The sequence below is a fragment of the Rhizobacter sp. P2_G4 genome, assembly GCF_056403575.1.
In genome coordinates, this window is sequence record NZ_JBFUFG010000002.1 from 816,266 (window position 1) to 832,661 (window position 16,396).

Annotated in this window: 14 protein-coding genes; 12 read left to right on the forward strand and 2 right to left on the reverse strand. The window is 66.3% G+C overall.

Translation table 11 applies throughout. The features are described 5' to 3' along the window. Positions 1-244 precede the first annotated feature (244 nt). The 12 genes from AC1DYS_RS10285 to AC1DYS_RS10340 all read left to right on the forward strand — a co-directional run bounded on the left by AC1DYS_RS10285 (position 245) and on the right by AC1DYS_RS10340 (position 14,056). A complete protein-coding gene (locus tag AC1DYS_RS10285) occupies positions 245-2,101 on the forward strand; it encodes an O-linked N-acetylglucosamine transferase, SPINDLY family protein (protein WP_477898627.1) in 1,857 nt (618 codons plus the stop codon). 7 nt (positions 2,102-2,108) lie between these two features. After that, positions 2,109-4,409, forward strand: coding sequence for a type I secretion system permease/ATPase (locus AC1DYS_RS10290; protein WP_477898629.1), 2,301 nt, complete (start codon positions 2,109-2,111; stop codon positions 4,407-4,409). Next, positions 4,406-5,629 (forward strand): HlyD family type I secretion periplasmic adaptor subunit, encoded by a 1,224-nt coding sequence (locus tag AC1DYS_RS10295; RefSeq protein WP_477898631.1) that lies wholly within the window; start codon positions 4,406-4,408, stop codon positions 5,627-5,629. The genes AC1DYS_RS10290 and AC1DYS_RS10295 overlap by 4 nt, the downstream gene beginning before the upstream one ends. Before the next feature lie 132 nt (positions 5,630-5,761). Beyond that, entirely contained in the window at positions 5,762-7,105 is a 1,344-nt protein-coding gene (locus AC1DYS_RS10300) for a TolC family protein (protein WP_477898633.1), read from the forward strand. Further along, positions 7,102-7,683, forward strand: coding sequence for a GNAT family N-acetyltransferase (locus AC1DYS_RS10305; protein ID WP_477898635.1), 582 nt, complete (start codon positions 7,102-7,104; stop codon positions 7,681-7,683). Before AC1DYS_RS10300 ends, AC1DYS_RS10305 begins: the two co-directional genes overlap by 4 nt. Positions 7,684-7,734: 51 nt before the next feature. Further along, positions 7,735-8,046 carry a hypothetical protein gene (locus AC1DYS_RS10310; protein ID WP_477898637.1) on the forward strand — a complete coding sequence of 104 codons (312 nt, stop codon included), beginning with the start codon at positions 7,735-7,737 and terminating at the stop codon, positions 8,044-8,046. 3 nt (positions 8,047-8,049) lie between these two features. Then, positions 8,050-8,757, forward strand: a complete 708-nt coding sequence (locus tag AC1DYS_RS10315; protein ID WP_477898639.1) for an SDR family NAD(P)-dependent oxidoreductase — start codon at positions 8,050-8,052, stop codon at positions 8,755-8,757. 2 nt (positions 8,758-8,759) lie between these two features. After that, entirely contained in the window at positions 8,760-9,425 is a 666-nt protein-coding gene (locus AC1DYS_RS10320; protein WP_477898641.1) for an MBL fold metallo-hydrolase, read from the forward strand. Further along, the gene (locus AC1DYS_RS10325) at positions 9,422-10,432 is read left to right on the forward strand and encodes a ketoacyl-ACP synthase III (RefSeq protein ID WP_477898643.1); all 1,011 of its coding nucleotides are present in this window, start codon (positions 9,422-9,424) and stop codon (positions 10,430-10,432) included. The genes AC1DYS_RS10320 and AC1DYS_RS10325 overlap by 4 nt, the downstream gene beginning before the upstream one ends. A 63-nt stretch (positions 10,433-10,495) precedes the next feature. After that, the gene (locus AC1DYS_RS10330; protein WP_477898645.1) at positions 10,496-11,887 is read left to right on the forward strand and encodes an ANL family adenylate-forming protein; all 1,392 of its coding nucleotides are present in this window, start codon (positions 10,496-10,498) and stop codon (positions 11,885-11,887) included. Between the two features lie 127 nt (positions 11,888-12,014). Continuing rightward, positions 12,015-12,944, forward strand: a complete 930-nt coding sequence (locus AC1DYS_RS10335; RefSeq protein ID WP_477898647.1) for a WxcM-like domain-containing protein — start codon at positions 12,015-12,017, stop codon at positions 12,942-12,944. 5 nt (positions 12,945-12,949) lie between these two features. Then, positions 12,950-14,056, forward strand: coding sequence for a DegT/DnrJ/EryC1/StrS family aminotransferase (locus AC1DYS_RS10340; RefSeq protein ID WP_477899610.1), 1,107 nt, complete (start codon positions 12,950-12,952; stop codon positions 14,054-14,056). A 112-nt stretch (positions 14,057-14,168) separates the two neighbouring features. Here the strand turns inward: AC1DYS_RS10340 and AC1DYS_RS10345 are convergent, their stop codons facing one another. Both AC1DYS_RS10345 and AC1DYS_RS10350 read right to left on the reverse strand, forming a co-directional pair. Beyond that, the gene (locus tag AC1DYS_RS10345; RefSeq protein ID WP_477898649.1) at positions 14,169-15,446 is read right to left on the reverse strand and encodes a hypothetical protein; all 1,278 of its coding nucleotides are present in this window, start codon (positions 15,444-15,446) and stop codon (positions 14,169-14,171) included. A gap of 21 nt (positions 15,447-15,467) precedes the next feature. Beyond that, positions 15,468-16,295 (reverse strand): hypothetical protein, encoded by an 828-nt coding sequence (locus AC1DYS_RS10350; protein ID WP_477898651.1) that lies wholly within the window; start codon positions 16,293-16,295, stop codon positions 15,468-15,470. Between the last annotated feature and the right edge of the window lie 101 nt (positions 16,296-16,396).

Below are 16,396 nucleotides of genomic sequence, written 5' to 3' on the forward strand. Positions count from 1 at the left end.
GAGAGGGGATCGCGGTGATTGTGCCCCTCGGGTGGGCCTCGAGCGTGACAGAAGTCCGCATTTCCCTGAGCCGCACTGTGCTGTTGCCGGCGCGTGGCGTCATCCTCTGTTCAGGCGCGGGAATGGCGACGAGATGGCGCGGAAATGGCCCCGAAAAGCCGCTGAATTGCCCCCTTAATGGCTCGACCGCCCGCGAAAGGCGCTGCCCACAATCGATCGACGTGAACCTGCCCATCGTTTCCCCATGAAAAAGTCGACCGCGAAGCCCCCGGCCGTGGCGGCAAGTCCAGCCGCGGCTGCCTTGTCGGAGTTCGACCGCGAGCTGGCCCTGGCCCGCTCGGGAGCGATGGCGCTTGCCGATCTGATGAACCGCGCTTCGGCGTTGAGCCAGGCCGGCCGCACCGCCGACGGCGCGGCACTGTATGAAACGTGGATCGGCCACACCGTCTCGCCGCTGCAGCACGTGGCCTGCTTCAACTGGGGCACGCTCTTGGGCGCCATCGGCCGGCATGTGGACGCCGAGCGCGCCTACCTGCGTGCGCTGGCGCTGAGCCCCGGCTTCCTGCAGGCCCGCCTCAACCTGGGCCACCAGCTCGAGCACCTGGGCCGCCCGGACGAAGCCCTGGCCCAGTGGCAGACGGTGACCGACAGTGCGGATGCGGCCATCGAGCTCTACCTGCACGCCATCAACAACTCGGCGCGGCTGTATGAAACGCAGCGCCGCTACGACGAGGCCGAGCGCTGCATGCGCGCCAGCCTCGAGCGCAAGCCCGACCAGAACGACGTGATCCAGCACTACGTGCACCTGCGCCAGAAGAAGTGCGCCTGGCCGGTCTACGAGCCGGTGGGCGCGCTGACGCAGAACCAGCTGCTGCTCGGCACCTCGGTGCTGGCCATGCTGGGCGCAAGCGACGACCCGGCGGTGCAGCTGCTGTCGGCGCAGCGCTTCGTCTACGAGCGCACGCCCAAGCCGCCGGCTGTCCCCTTCCATGAAGGCCAGCCCCAGCGCACCGGCAAGATCCGCATCGGCTACCTGTCGGGCGACCTGCACATGCACGCCGTGGGCCTGCTGTCGGTCGAGCTGCTGGAGCTGCACGACCGCGAGCGCTTCGAGATCTACGCCTTCTCGTGGAGCCGCGACGACGGCACGCCGCTGCGCGCGCGCATCCGCAAGGCCATCGACCACTACATCCCGATCGGCGGTGTCGATGACACCACCGCGGCGCGCCTGATCGCCGCCCATGGCATCGACATCCTGGTCGACCTGCAGGGCCTGACCAACGGCGCCCGCCCGGCCATCGTCGGCATGCGCGGCGCGCCCATTCAAGTGAGCTACCTCGGCCTGCCCGGCACCTGCGCGCTGCCCGGCGTCGACTGGATCCTGGCCGACCGCTTCGTGATGCCCACCGAGCTGCAGCCCTACATGACCGAGCGGCCGATCTACGTGCCGCACTGCTACCAGGTGAGCGACCGCCAGCGCGAGGTGGCGCCCAAGCCCACCCGCGCGGCCTACGGTTTGCCCGAAGATGCCTTCGTCTTCTGCTCGTTCAACAACACCTTCAAGTTCACCGAAGAGGTGTTCCGCAGCTGGATGCGCATCCTGAAGCAGGTGCCGAACAGCGTGCTGTGGCTGCTGGCCGACAACGAATGGGCGCTCGCCAACATGCGCCGCGAAGCCGACGCCCACGGCATCGGCCACGAGCGCCTGGTCATGGCACCGCGCGTGGCGCCGCCCGAGTACCTGGCGCGCTTCCAGCTGGCCGATGTGATGCTCGACACCTTTCCGTACAACGCCGGCACCACCGCCAGCGATGCGCTGTGGATGGGCCTGCCCATCGTCACCTACTCGGGCCGCAGCTACATCTCGCGCATGGCCGGCAGCCTGCTCACCAACGTCGGCCTGCCCGACCTCGTGACCTTCTCGCTGCAAGACTACGAGCGCCTCGCGGTGCAACTGGGCAACAACCCGCTGCGCGTGGCGTCTTACAAGCGCTACCTGTCCGAGCACGGCCGCGAGTCGAAGCTGTTCGACGTGCCGGGCCTGGTGCGCGACATCGAAAACGAATTCGAACGCCTGGCGCTCGAATACCGCGCGCACTGACTGACCCATGTCTGCACGCCAAGAGCCCTTTCTCGATCCCAACGCGGCTGCGTTGGCGGGGAAAGACGCGCCTTCGGCGGCGACGCACGGTAGCGATGCGCTGCTGCAGGCGCTTCTCTGGCTGAACCGCCACCACGGCCGCGAGCGCTCTCCCGAGTCGCTCTTGGCCGGCACGCCGCTCGAAGGCGCGCTGGGGCCTGACCAGGCTGTGCGTGTCATGCGCGAGGCTGGCTTCAACGCCGGGCTGATCCAGCGCAAGATTTCCGACATCCACGCACTGCTGCTGCCAGCCGTGCTGCTGCTGAAGAACGGCGACGCCGCCATCATCGTGGCGCGCAAGCCAGCCAAGAAGGGCCCCGACAGCTACGACGTGGTGATGCCCGGCCCCGAGAGCCACAGCTGCCAGGCCACGGAAGCCGAGCTGTCCGGCGAGTACACCGGCTTTGCCTTCGTGGCCTCGCCCAAGCCGCTCGCGCCCAGCAGCAAGGAGCACGAGGCGCTGATCCTCGTCGACCCGAACAGCCACTGGCTGTGGGGCACGCTGCGTCGCTTCACGCCGTACTACCGCTCGGCGCTGCTGGCCGCCATGCTGAGCAACGTGCTGATGCTGGCCAGCGGCCTGGTCACCTCGGTGATCTTCGACAAGGTGATTCCGCACCAGGCCTTCGTGACGCTCTGGGCACTGGCCACCGGCGGCATGATCGCGCTGGTCTTCGACCTGATCGCGCGCCAGCTGCGCACCCACCTCATCGACGTGGCCGGCAAGAAGGCCGACCTCATCATCGGCTCGCTGCTGTTTCGCCAGACGTTGGGCGTGCGCATGGAGCACCGCCCCGAATCGGCCGGCTCCTATGCCCACAACCTGGCGCAGGTTGAAGTGGTGCGCGAGTTCTTTGCCGGTGCCACGCTGTCGGCCATCAGTGACTTGCCGTTCATCGTCATCTTCATCGCCATGACTTTCGTGGTCGGCGGACCGCTCGGCTGGGTGCTGGTGGGCTCGATCCCGCTGATCCTCGGTGCTGCACTGGCCATCCAGGGATCGCTGCGCCGCTCGATGGCTGCCAACATGATCCACCAGGCCGACCTGCAGGGCCTGCTGGTCGAGGCCGTCGAAGGCCTGGAGGACCTCAAGGCTGCCGGCGCGCAAGGCCGCTTCCTGCGCCGCTTCGAAGATGCCAGCGCCGCTGGTGCCGAAACCGCTCTGCGCTCGCGCAACCTCGGCGGCCTCACGAACAACATCTCGGCCATGGCGCAGCAGCTCGTCACGCTGGTGATGCTGGTCGTGGGCGTGTACCTCATCCATGCGGGCTCGGTGACCGGCGGTGCGCTCATCGGCGCCATCATGTTTGCCGGCCGTGCCGTCGCGCCGCTGGGCAGCGTGGTCGGCCTGGCCACGCGCTACCAGGGCGCACGCGCCGCGATGGTGTCGCTCGACCGCCTGATGAACCAGCCCATCGAGCGCGCGCCGGGCGCCGCCTATGTGGCCAACCACCAGATCACCGGCCGCATCGGCCTGCACGACCTGAGCTTTGCGTACCCGCCCACCGCGCCCGACCAGGCGCCGCCCAAGGTGCTGAAGAACGTGAACCTGAAGTTCGAGCAGGGCGAGCGCGTGGTCATCCTCGGGCGCATCGGCAGTGGCAAGTCCACCGTGCTGCGCCTGCTGGCCGGGCTGTACCAGCCGACCGAAGGCATGGTCGACGTCGACGGCATCGACCTGCGCCAGGTCGACCCCGCGGACTTTCGCGCCAAGGTGGGCTTCGTGTCTCAGGAACCGCGGCTTTTCAAGGGCACGTTGCGTGAGAACGTGCTGATGGGGCGGGCCTCGGTCGATGCATCGCGCCTGAGCGAGGTGGCCCGCGTGACCGGGCTCGACCGCGTGGTCGCGTCGCACCCGCAGGGCTGGGAACTCTCGGTCGGCGAAATGGGCAGCCTGTTGTCGGGTGGCCAGCGCCAGCTCGTCGCCCTGGCGCGCTGCCTCGTCACGCAGCCGCAAATTCTGCTGATGGACGAACCCACCAGCTCGATGGACGCGCAGTCGGAAATCATGTTCCTGCGCCAGCTGAATGAAGCCATCGGCAAGCGCACCGTCATCATGGTGACGCACCGCCCGGCCGTGCTCGAACTCGCTCAGCGCGTCATCGTGGTCGACGGCGGCAAGATCATCCTCGACGGTCCCAAGGCCCAGGTGCTGGCCGCCTTGTCCGGCGCCAAGCCGGCGGCCACCGCCACGCCTGAAGCGAACGCGTCGCCGAACGTGCACCTGCACCCTTCTACGCAGCCGGTGCAGCGCCAGGCCTCGGTATGAGTTTTTGGAAGCGCAAACCCAAGGCCCCCGAGAGCCGCGACATGGCCTACATGGCCGATGTGCGCGCGGCCATGATCGTGGAGGCCACGCCGAAGACCACCTGGGCGCTGTACCTGATGGCGATCATCCTGATCTCGGCCATCACCTGGGCGGGTGTGGCCCGCGTCGACGAGATCACCCGCGCCGATGCACGCGTGATTCCCGACGGCCGCGAGCAGGTGATTGCCAGCCTCGAAGGCGGCATCCTTCGCGAGCTGAACGTGCGCGAAGGCATGCAGGTGTCCGAAGGCCAGGAGCTGGCGCAGATCGATCCGACGCGTTTCGAATCGCAGCAGAACGAAGGCCAGGCCAAGCGCCTGGCGATGCTCGCGACCATCGCCCGCCTCACGGCCGAAGCGAGTGGCAAGCCGCTGCAGTTTCCGAAGGAAGTAGCGAACGTGCCTTCGATCATCGACGGCGAGAGCGATGCCTTTGATGCGCGCAAGCGGGCGCTCGACGAAGGCCTGCGCAGCAACCAGCGCAGCGTCGAGCTGCTGATGAAGGAGCTGGGCGTCTCGGAGGCGATGTCGGCCAAGGGCTTGATGTCCGAGGTGGAGGTGATGCGCCTGCGCCGCCAGGTCAACGACCTGCAGCTGCAGAGCCATGAGCGCGCCAACAAGTTTCGCCAGGACGCCAGCACCGAGCTGGTCCGTGCGCAGACCGAGCTGAAGCTGCTCGACGAGCAGATGGCCGGCCGCGCCGACGTGCTGCGCCGCACCGTGCTCACCTCGCCGGTGCGCGGGCTGGTGAAGAACATCCGCACCAACACCATCGGCGGCGTGGTGTCGCCGGGTGCGCCGATGATGGAGATCGTGCCCATCGGCTCGCGCGTGTTGATCGAAGCTCGGATCAAGCCGCGCGACATCGGCTTCGTGCGCCTGGGGCAGAAGGCCGAGGTCAAGCTCGCGGCCTACGACTACACGACCTATGGCGGGCTGCAGGGCAAGATCGAATACATCAGCCCGGATGCGCTGGGTGACACCGAGAAGGCCGCGGCCGATCAGACGTATTACCGGGTGACGCTTCGCTCGGACCGGTCGACCTTGAAGGAGAAGGGCAAGCCGCTGCCCATCCTTCCCGGGATGACGGGGACGATCGAAGTGCGGACGGGCGAGCGCTCGGTCTTGAGCTTCATCTTGCGGCCCATGATGAAGTCGAAAGAGGCCTTCAGCGAACGGTGACTGGTGCCTCCCAGTCCCGAAAATTGGCAGGCAAACCGCCTCGCTTTCTGCGCATCACACCCCTCGTGATCGCGGTGTACTGACGAAGATTTCTGCGCCTGTGCGCAGCCTTTCGGTCAGGAGTTCTACCCCATGAAATTGTTCACGCCCCGTCTGCTGCGCTCATGTGCAGCCCTGGTGGCCGCCGGTGCGTTGATGCCCGCCGTTGCCCGCTGCATCGACGAAGACAACGTGGAGACGCGTCCCAGCACCAACGCCAATGGCGTGCCCATCGATGCCGGCTCGGCTCGCGCCAACCTGCAGAACATGGTCAAGGAAGCACTGCGTCGCAGCCAGGCCATCGGTTCGTCCAGGCTGTTGGCCGAGGCCGCGGCGATCGACGTCGACGAGACCCGCGCCAGCCGCTGGCCGCAGCTCACCGCCAACGGCTTCCTGGGCGCCACCGAAAGCCGTGCGCCCGACGTCGTCGAGTCGCGTGGCAAGCAGGGCCGGGTCGGCCTGGCCATCAGCGCGCCGCTGTTCGATGGCGGCCGCACGTCGGACCTGATCGACTGGCGCAAGAACCTCTCAGAAGCCGCCCGCCTGAACCAGATCAGCTCGGAAGAGCAGGTCGCGTTGCAGACGGTGTCGCTGGCCATCGAGCGCAGCCGCTACCGCCTGCAGGTGCAGGTGTATCAGCAGTACGCGCGCAAGATGAGCTGCCTGGTCGAAGCGCTCGAGACCATCGTGCGCGCCGACAAGGGCCGCACCAGCGAGCTGGTGCAGGCACAGAAGAACCTCCAGCAGGCCGAGATCCAGCAGGCACAGACCGTCTCGCTGGTGCGCCAGATCGAAACGCGCCTGCGCCGCTTCGTGGGCGACGGGCTGCCGCCGACCGAGGGCCTCTCGTCGCTGCTGCTGACGCCTCCCGCATTGCCGGACCTGCTCGCCCAGGCCGAGCAGGCACCCGACATCGAACAACTGCAATCGCAGGCTCTCGCAGCCCAGGCCTATGCCCGGTCTGTCGGCGCCACCCGCTGGCCCCAGGTGAACGTGGTGGCCGGCAACAATTACGTGCGCGGCACCACGCCGGGGTCGAACTGGCAGGCAGGCATCACCGTCAGCGTGCCGCTGTTCACGCCCACCGTCGGCTACGCCGTCGAATCGTCGGCCAAGCGGGCCGAAGCGGCCAAGCTGCAGCGGCTCGACGCCATCGAGGCACGCAAGTTCCGCATGGCCGACGTGCACGAGCAGGCGCTGTCGTCGTTCGACAAGGCACGCCGCACCGTCGACGTGCTGCGCGACAGCGACCGCGTACGCAACTTCACGCTGCAGCAATGGCAGCAACTCGGTCGCCGCTCGCTGTTTGACGTGATGGCATCCGAAGGCGAGCACTACGGCCTGCGCGTGTCGTACGTGAATGCGCTGTACGACGGCGAGCAGTCCACGGCCTTGCTGTATTCGCTGGGCCTCGGCATCAGCGTCTGGCTGCGATGAGCGTCACGCTGAGTGGCGAGTTCGTCACGCTACGCCCGCTGGTGCCGGCCGACGCCGAACTGACTCTGGCCTGGCGCCAGAGCGAGCGCGCGATCAACCTCAACAAGGGTGCGCAGACGGTGGCGCAGCAGGCGGCGTGGATCGCCTCGCGCCCGGCGTCCGAACACAATTTCATGATCGTGCTGAAGAGCGGGCAGCCGGTGGGCATGGTCTCGCTGGTCGGCGTCGACACCGAACACCGCCACGCCGAACCGGCGCGCTTTCTCATCGGTGAAGAAGAGGCCGTGCGCGGCATCCCCGCCGCGGTCGAAGCCATGAAGCTGCTCTACGAACTGGCCTTCGACCGGCTGGAGCTGCTGCGGGTGCATGGTGCTGTTGTCTCCGACAACCCCCTGATGCTCAAGTGGCAGAAATTCCTGGGCATGAAGGAAGAAGGGCGGCAGAGGCAGCACTTATTCATCAATGGCCACTTCCAGGATTCGATCATGCTGGGCATGCTCGCCGATGAGTACCGGAAGAGCGCCTTGCCGCGCATGAAGATGCTGATCGCGGCCGGGCGCAACCGCGCTGCGGCCTGAGACATCGAACTGATTGAACGAACGATTGAACGAACAATAGGAGAGATCGACGTGGAAAAGATCACACTCGACAAGGACGCCGCCGTCCTGGAATGCATCTACAAAGCGGTCCGCTCGCTCAATGAAGAGCGCGGGCCCGACGAACAGATCGCGCTCAGCCCCGACACCAGCTTCTTCGGCGAGGGCTCGGCGCTCGACTCACTGTCGCTGGTCTCGGTGATCGTCGACCTGGAGACGCTGGTGTCCGACGAGTTCGGCAAATCGGTGAGCCTCACCGACGACCGCGCCATGAGCCGCGACCCGGTGCCCTTCACCGACGCCGCCACACTCAAGAACTACCTGCTGGAATTGCTGGCGGAGTAAGCCGTGTACGACGGCAAGATTGCCCTGGTCACTGGCGCACGCCGCGGCGTGGGGCAGATCGTCGCCGAGCATTTCCTGAAGCACGGCGCTCAGGTGATCGGCTTCAGCCGCCACGATGACGCCGCCGAGCCGCGCCCGGGTTACCACCCGGTGGCGGTTGACGTGAGCGACGCCGCATCCGTGGCCCGTGGCTTCGAGTTCGTCCGCAAGCAGTTCGGCCGTGTCGACATCCTCGTCAACAACGCCGCGGTGCTCACTTCCCAATATTCGATGGTGATGCCGGCCTCGGCCGCCAAGAGCATGCTCGACACCAATGTGTTCGGCAGCTTCATCGTCTCGCGCGAAGCAGCCAAGCTGATGCGCCGCGGCAAGTGGGGCCGCATCATCAACATCAGCTCGATGGCCGCTGCGCTCGAACCCATGGGCGACTCGATGTACGCCGCGACCAAGGCAGCCGTCACGACGCTCGCCAACGTGATGGCCAAGGAGTTCGCGGCCATGAACGTCACCTGCAACACGCTGGGCATCACCGCCATCGAGACCGACATGCTCGATGCGCTGCCGCGCGACAAGGTCGATGCGCTGATCGCCGCCTTGCCCATCCCCCGCTACGCCACGGCCGACGACGTGCTGAACGTGATCGACTTCTTTGCCGCCGAGCGCAGCAGTTGCATCACCGCGCAGACGGTGTTCCTCGGCGGGGTGAATTGACCATGGGACCTTGGCCGCGCGACGAGATCCGCAGTGTCGTCAACCGCGACTTTCATTCCAACACCTACTTCCTGAAGACGGGGCAGGGCAACGCCTGCGTCGTGATCGATCCGGGCCTGGACCGCGAGGCCATCGAAGCCGACCTGGCCGCCAGCGGCTGGCAGCCCGAAGCGGTGCTGTGCACCCACGGCCACTTCGATCATGTGGGCGGTACCGCCTGGATGCAGCAGGCTTACGAGCTCCCCGTGTACTTGCGGGACGCCGATCTCAAGATCGCCAAGCAGTCCAACTTCCTGATGGCGGTGTTCAAGATCAAGCAGCGCATCGCGCTGCCGGAGTTCACGCTAGTGAAGGAGGGCGACGCACCAGTCGCGATTGGCAGCCGTTCGTTCACGTACCACCCTTTGCCGGGCCACACGCCCGGAAGCGCCGGCATCGCGGTCGATGACCTGCTGTTCTCGGGCGACACGCTGTACGCCCGAAAGACGGCTTTGTCGCGCATGCCTGGCGAAGACCACGCCGTGCTGCGCGCCTCGCTCAGCGGCTTGTTCGGCTGGGTCGACGGCAGCACCCGCGTGCTGCCCGGCCACGGCGGCAGCGCCACGATCGACGAGATCCACGCCCACAACGAGCCACTGCGCGTCTTTATGGCCGAGGTGGCCGCATGAAGCAATTTCCCGGTGCGGTGCTGGACATTGCCTACCACCTGCCCGAGCGGGTGGTGAAGAACGCCGAGTTCCAGGCCGACCACCCCGACTGGCGCGTCGACCAGACCGAGAAGAAGACCGGCGTCTTCGAGCGCCACATCGCGCGCGCCGACGAGACGGCCTATGACCTCGCGCTGATCGCCACGCAGAAGCTGCTCGCGAAACACCCGGCGCTCGCCGACAAGGTCGACGCCATCATCTTCTGCACTCAGTCGCCCGACCACGTGATGCCGGGCAATGCCTTCCTGCTGCACCGCGATCTCGGCTTGAGCCAGAGCGTCATCGCCTTCGACTACAACCTCGCCTGCTCGGGCTATGTGTACGGCCTCATGATGGCCTCGGGCTTCATCAAGATCGGCATGGCGAAGAACGTGCTGCTGGTCACGGCAGACACCTACTCCAAGTACATCGCCGACGACGATCGCTCCACCCGCATGCTTTTCGGCGACGGCGCCTCGGTCTCGTGGATCGGCGAAGCCGCCCAGTTCGACGGCGTCCCGCTGATCGGCGCGTTCGAGGATTTCCAGTGCGCCTCCGACGGCAAGGGCTGGGACAAGTTCATCATCAAATCCGGTGGCCACCGCCAGCCGGCGTCACAGAAGAGCGAACCCGGCTACCGCGACACCATCGAGATGAACGGCTTGCACGTGCTCAACCTCGTGAACGACCGTGTCATCAAGCAGATGCTGGAGCTGCTGCAAAAGCACGAGCTGGCGCCGGCACAGATCGACCAGTTCTTCCTGCACCAGGCCAGCGGCCTGGCGCTCGACAGCCTGGGCAAGAAACTCAAGCTGGGCGGCGACAAGCTGTTCTCGAACCTGGCGACCGTGGGCAACACGGTGTCGTCGTCGATCCCGATCCTGATCAAGGACTATTTTTCGCAGGCATCGCTTGCCCCCGGCAGCCGGCTGTTCCTTTGCGGGTTCGGCGTTGGCTACTCCTGGGGCAGTTTGCTGGCGCGCAAGTGAATCACTGCATCACGTCGTTTTGCTTACGTGGAACGACGGTGTGCTGACAACGAAGGCAATGCCATGTCCACCGAACTTCTCTCCCGCCCAGCCGTTGCCGAGCGCGACGCGGGCATGCAATGGCTGCTCGACCGCTTCGCCGCGGCGCCGTCCGGCCGGCCGGCCTTCGTTCACAAGGGCCGCAAGAGTTCGTATGCCGAGGTGTCGGGCAGCATCGGCAGCTTTGCGCAGGAGTTGAAGCAGCGCGGCGTGAAGCCGGGCGACACCGTCGTGGTGGTGGCCGACTACGCGCCCGATGTGTTCTGCATGATCCTCGCGCTGGCCTCGCTGGCCTGCATCGTGGTGCCGATGACGCGCGGCTCGGTGATTGAAGAATCCGAGGCCCTCGCCATCTCAGGCAGCAGCCACTGCATCAGCTTCGCACCCGATGGCCTGAGTTGGGAGATCGAAGCCAAGCACGTGCCGGCGCCGAACCCGATGCTCGAAGAATTCCGCGCCAACGGCCGTGCCGGACTGGTGTTGTTCTCATCCGGCTCCACCGGCAAGCCCAAAGGCATGCTGCACGACTTCGAGCGCGTGATGAAGAAGTTCCGCACCGCGCGCGAGCCGGTGGTTGCCATTCCCTTCCTGATGCTCGACCACTTCGGTGGCATCAACACCATCCTCGCCATCACCGCCAGCCTGGGCACGGTGGTGACGGCCGAGAACCGCAGCATCACGACGATCTGCGAGGCGATCCAGGCCCACAAGGTTGACCTGCTGCCCACCACGCCATCGTTCCTGACGCTGCTGGCCGCCACCGACCTGTCGAGCAAGTACGACCTGAGTTCGCTCAAGCGCATCACCTACGGCACCGAGACCATGCCGCAGGCGACGCTGGACCGCATCCGCACGCGCTTTCCCGCGGCCGAGCTGCAGCAGACCTACGGCCTCTCTGAAGTGGGCGTGCTGCGTTCGCAGTCGCGCCCCGACGGGTCGCTGTGGGTGCGCATCGGCGGCTCGGGTTTCGAGACCCAGGTGCGCGACGGCATTCTGTGGGTGCGCTCCGAGTTCCGCATGGTCGGCTACCTCAACGCACCGTCGGCCTTCGACGAAGAAGGCTGGTTCAACACGCAAGACCGGGTGGAGGTGGATGGCGAGTATTTCCGCATCCTCGGCCGCGTCACCGACCTCATCAACGTGGGTGGCCAGAAGGTCTACCCCGCCGAGGTGGAAGACGTGATCCTGGCCTTGCCCAACATTGCCGACGTGGTGGTGACGGGCGAGAAGCACGCGCTGCTGGGCCAGATCGTGGTCGCGAAGGTGCACCTGACCGAACCCGAGGCGCTGGACGCCCTGCGCCTGCGCATCCGCAAGGCCTGCCTGGCCAAGCTAACCGCCTACAAGGTGCCCGCCAAGGTGCAGTTGCTGGAGCAGGAGATCTATTCGGCGCGCTTCAAGAAGATGCGCCGCTGAGGCGTGACCGCGGCCCAGGTCGCCGTCCCCTGAATTGGCCCCGGTTTCCCCCCGCTTTCCGGTCTTTGTTCCGTCCTTCTTCGCGGTGTACTGCCAGGGTACGCACAGACACGCGAAAGAACTCCGCATGGGCCTCATCTCTGAAACTGAAACCTCTTCCCTGAGCGCAGCCGCCGGTGTGCTGGCGCTGCGGGATCGCTTCAGTTCGATCGACGCTACCGCCCAGGTCGGCACGGGTACGAGCGTCGGCCCGCATGTCTTCATCGACGCGCTGGCAACGGTGGGCGACAACTGCACCTTGGAGAGCGGCGCCCACCTGGCGCGCGGCACGGTGCTCGAGAACAACGTCTTCGTCGGCGCGCACGTGGCCTTTGCCACCGCGCCGGGCAGCACCCAGCGCCCGGTGGTGGTGAAGCAGGGTGCCTGGATCGGGGCCAACGCCAGCATCGTGGCGGCCGGCATCGTCATCGGCGCCAAGGCCATCGTGCGGCCCGGCTCGGTCGTCACGCGCTCGGTGCCGCCGGGTGCCATCGTCGAAGGCAACCCCGCCAACATCATCGGCTATGTGGACGCCACGCAAGGCCCGCCCGGCTCGGCGCAGGCCGCCGTGGTGCCCAACCGTGCGAGCGTCGAAGTCATGCCCGTCAAGGGCGTGGCGGTGCACCACTTCCCGGTCATTCCCGACCTGCGCGGCAGCCTCAGCGTGGGCGAGTTTGACCGCCAGATTCCCTTCAAGCCGCTGCGCTACTTTCTGGTCTTCGGCGTGCCCAGCCGCGAACTGCGCGGCGAGCATGCGCACCACCAATGCCACCAGTTCTTGATCTGCCTGCGCGGCAGCTGCGCCGTGGTGGCCGACGACGGCGTGCACCGCGTCGAAGTGGCGCTCGACTCGCCCGACCGCGGCCTCTACCTGCCGCCCATGACCTGGGGCATCCAGTACAAGTATTCGGCCGACGCCATGCTGCTGGTCTTCGCCTCGGACTACTACGACCGCGACGACTACATCCGCGACTACGCCGAGTTTCTCGACCTGATCGAGGCGCAAGCAAAGGCATGACGAGCATGGTTCCCTTCCTCGACCTCAAATCCATCCAGCTCGCCCAGCGCGAGGAGTTGACCGCCGCGTTCAACCGCGTGCTCGACTCGGGCTGGTACATCCTCGGCCAGGAGGTCACGCGCTTCGAACAGGAGTACGCCGACCACTGCCAGGCCAAGCACTGCGTGGGCGTGGCCAACGGGCTCGATGCGCTGGTGCTGGTGCTGCGTGCGATGGACATCGGCCCCGGCCACGAAGTGATTGTCCCGTCCAACACCTACATCGCCACCTGGCTCGCGGTGAGCCACGTCGGCGCGACACCGGTGCCGGTGGAGCCGGATGCGCGCACCTACAACATCGACCCGGCCCGCATCGAAGCGGCCATCACGCCGCGTACCAAGGCCATCATCCCGGTCCACCTGTACGGGCAGCCGGCCGACATGGCGCCCATTCTTGCCATTGCCAAGAAGCGCGGCTTGCGTGTGCTCGAAGACGGCGCCCAGGCGCATGCTGCGCGTTACCAAGGCCAGCGCCTCGGCGCGCACGGCGACGCAGTGGCCTGGAGCTTCTACCCCGGCAAGAACCTCGGTGCCATCGGCGACGGTGGCGCGGTGACGACCAACGACGAAGCCTTGGCGCAGCGCATTCGGGTGCTGCGCAACTACGGCTCGCAGGTGAAGTACCACAACGAAGTCATCGGCTACAACTCGCGCCTTGATGAGCTGCAGGCCGCCTTGCTGCGCGCCAAGCTGCCGCAGCTCGAGCGCGGCAACCAGCATCGCGCTTCGATTGCACAACGCTACCTGGCTGCATTCGCGGGGCTCGACCTGGTGCTGCCTGCCGTGCCGGCGTTTGCCGAGCCGGTGTGGCACCTGTTCGTGGTGCGCCACCGCCAGCGCGATGTGCTCGCGAAGCGCCTGGCCGATGCGGGTGTGGCCACGATGATTCATTACCCGGTGGCACCGCACCTTCAGCCGGCCTACGCCTCAATGGGGTTGCGAGCAGGAGCCTTGCCGATCTCTGAAGCCATGCACGCCGAAGTGCTGAGCCTGCCAATCGGGCCGACCCAGGGCGACGACGACACCGAGCGGGTGATCGCTGCGGTGAAGCAGGCGGTGGCCTCGCTGGCCTGAAAGATTTCCAGTTTCGCTACCGGTCAGCCTGATCCTTCATTCCGTTCAGGCTGAGCCTTTACTCCGCTCGCCCTGAGGTATCGAAGGGGGCGCCGCGCGCCGCCAGCTGCCCTCAGTCCGAACTCAATTCAGACAGAACCCGCAAGAACTCAGCCCGCGAATACCGCTGGTCATAGAAGCCGCGAGCCTGCGCGCTCAGGCGACCCAGCTGCGAACCCATGGCCTTCAGCAATACCGACAGCTCGGCCAGCGTGCCCCAGCCCAGCGACTTGTCGGCATAGATCGAATCGGCCGCCACCAGCGAGCTGGCATCAGCCACGCGGTAGTAGGCCAGCGGATAGCCGCAACCCTGCGCCTCGATCGCCGCCCGCCCGCCGCCCACCGGCGCAGAGCCGAGGTACACATGCGCGTCGAGCACCGAGAGGGCCTGCCACAGCGAGGCCACAGGCCCGACGGCGACGAAGCGCTCGGCATCGATACCGACGCTTTGCAGATGCAACTTGATCTCAGCTTGCCAATCGTCTTCGAGCGGCCCGATGTGGAAGAACTTGCCGCGCGTGCTGGTGAGCACCGCCTGCGCGATGTTCTGCAAGGCCAGCTCGCCGCTGCGGGCGAACTTCACCTGCGTGCCCGAGGTCACGACCGAGAACGCATCGGCGTCGACCGGTGAGAAGGCCTTGTAGCCAGAGTCGGGCACGTACAGCGGCAGGATCTTCGTCGGCACTTGCAGCTCGCGGCTGCAGACGGCTGCCAACTCGGCAGTGAAGTCAGCGTGCCCCATGCCGGGCAGCGTGACGCCGAGGCTCGGGTTGTGATCGGAGTGGTGCACCAGGGTCTTGCGCGCGCCACGGTGGCTGAGCGTGCCGATGAAGGCGATCGGGTCCTGGTGGTGGTTGAAGTAGAAGATGTTGCGCGGCTGGAGGCGCTGCGTCAGCAGCAGCAGGGCGCGGCACTTCTCCCACAAGGTGCGCTGCGGCAGCGTGATCAGCGGCGTGTCGGCGTAGGTGTCGTGCAGCCAGTTCAGGTGATCGGCCGCCTTGCGGTACGACGAGAACAGGTCGGTCAGCACGATGGTGGGCGACTCGAGCTCGCGCGCAAAGTCTTCGACCACGCGCGAGTGCCCGCCCATCTGGTAGAGCTCCGTCGCGATGATCAGCGTGTTGCGCGAAGCCGGGCGCTCGGTAGACGGCGGGGTCGAGGTGGCCAGCAGGGCAGACAGCTGCTCGATCTGCCGGTCGAAGGCCGGGTAGTAGAGCGCGTGGTGAGCGACCTCGGGGGCCTTGTAGTGGTTGTGCACGCCGACCACCATGTTGGCGAGGGCGTCGTTGTAGCGCGTGGCGGCAATCAGCCGATCGATGTCGGCCTCCACGGTGGGCAGGCTGCTGAACATGGCGGAGTTGATCGCGCCTTCTCAGGCGGCCTTGCGGCTGGTGAAGGTGTCGCGCACCCGTGCGAATGCCACCATGTATTCGGCAAAGCCTTGTTCACGGTAAGCAATCTTGAGCGCGTCGCTGATGAAGGCTTCGGTCGGGTGCTCGCTGAAGCGCGTGGCCGACCAGGCAAAGGCAAACGGGTCGTAGGCCTTGGTGCGCCACTGCGGCTGCGTGGTCAGCAGCAAGGAGGCGACGCGTTCGATCAAGAAGACCTTGCGCTGCGCACCACCCGTGTACGTGGTCGACTTGGTCAGCTCGCGTTGCAGCGGCGTCTCGGCGCCTTCGCACAGCGCGAACATGGCCTCGGTGACCGAGAGCCATTCGCGCCAGAAGGCGGGGCGTGCCACGAAGTAGTTGGAGAACACGATCTGGCGCGAGTCCATCACCATGTCGCGCAGCGCGGCCGGTCGGCCGATTGATTCGAGAAACCCGCTGAAGGCATCGATCAGCCCGGGGTCGAAGGTCTCGCCCTGCTCGAACACGTTCAGGAAAAAAGCGCCCATGTCGGGCTGGGGCGAGAACAGCAACACATCCGCCTCATGCGCATGCGTCTGCACGAACTGCATCACCTTCTCATGCGGCAGGCCCGTCTTGCTGCCGAACTTGGGCGAGAAGAAGCCGTAGAAGGCGTCGGCCTGCAACGTCTCGTTCAGCAGAAAGCGGCGGATCGCCCAGTACTCGTACCAGTCGGGCCGGCTGTTCTCGAGGTTGTCCAGCACCCGATAACCAGGCTCGATGCGCGCCAGCGTCTCCTGCGAATACGCGAGCTGGTACAGGTGAACCGGCGGAAGCGGAGTGGGGCTCATCCCTGGCAGTCTAGGGAGATGGCTCTGGAGCGAAGCGCTGAACAGGGCGGTGAATCAGGGCCAGCTCGATTGGTGTGAAGCGGGGAATTGAGCTCAGCACT

Bases quoted from the DNA above. Each gene is read 5' to 3' on its own strand.
- AC1DYS_RS10290 (WP_477898629.1), top strand. From the start codon at position 2,109: ATGTCTGCACGCCAAGAGCCCTTTCTCGATCCCAACGCGGCTGCGTTG.
- AC1DYS_RS10340 (WP_477899610.1), top strand. From the start codon at position 12,950: ATGGTTCCCTTCCTCGACCTCAAATCCATCCAGCTCGCCCAGCGCGAG.
- AC1DYS_RS10350 (WP_477898651.1), bottom strand. From the start codon at position 16,295: ATGAGCCCCACTCCGCTTCCGCCGGTTCACCTGTACCAGCTCGCGTAT.
- AC1DYS_RS10325 (WP_477898643.1), top strand. From the start codon at position 9,422: ATGAAGCAATTTCCCGGTGCGGTGCTGGACATTGCCTACCACCTGCCC.
- AC1DYS_RS10330 (WP_477898645.1), top strand. From the start codon at position 10,496: ATGTCCACCGAACTTCTCTCCCGCCCAGCCGTTGCCGAGCGCGACGCG.
- AC1DYS_RS10300 (WP_477898633.1), top strand. From the start codon at position 5,762: ATGAAATTGTTCACGCCCCGTCTGCTGCGCTCATGTGCAGCCCTGGTG.
- AC1DYS_RS10305 (WP_477898635.1), top strand. From the start codon at position 7,102: ATGAGCGTCACGCTGAGTGGCGAGTTCGTCACGCTACGCCCGCTGGTG.
- AC1DYS_RS10335 (WP_477898647.1), top strand. From the start codon at position 12,015: ATGGGCCTCATCTCTGAAACTGAAACCTCTTCCCTGAGCGCAGCCGCC.
- AC1DYS_RS10295 (WP_477898631.1), top strand. From the start codon at position 4,406: ATGAGTTTTTGGAAGCGCAAACCCAAGGCCCCCGAGAGCCGCGACATG.
- AC1DYS_RS10345 (WP_477898649.1), bottom strand. From the start codon at position 15,446: ATGTTCAGCAGCCTGCCCACCGTGGAGGCCGACATCGATCGGCTGATT.
- AC1DYS_RS10320 (WP_477898641.1), top strand. From the start codon at position 8,760: ATGGGACCTTGGCCGCGCGACGAGATCCGCAGTGTCGTCAACCGCGAC.
- AC1DYS_RS10285 (WP_477898627.1), top strand. From the start codon at position 245: ATGAAAAAGTCGACCGCGAAGCCCCCGGCCGTGGCGGCAAGTCCAGCC.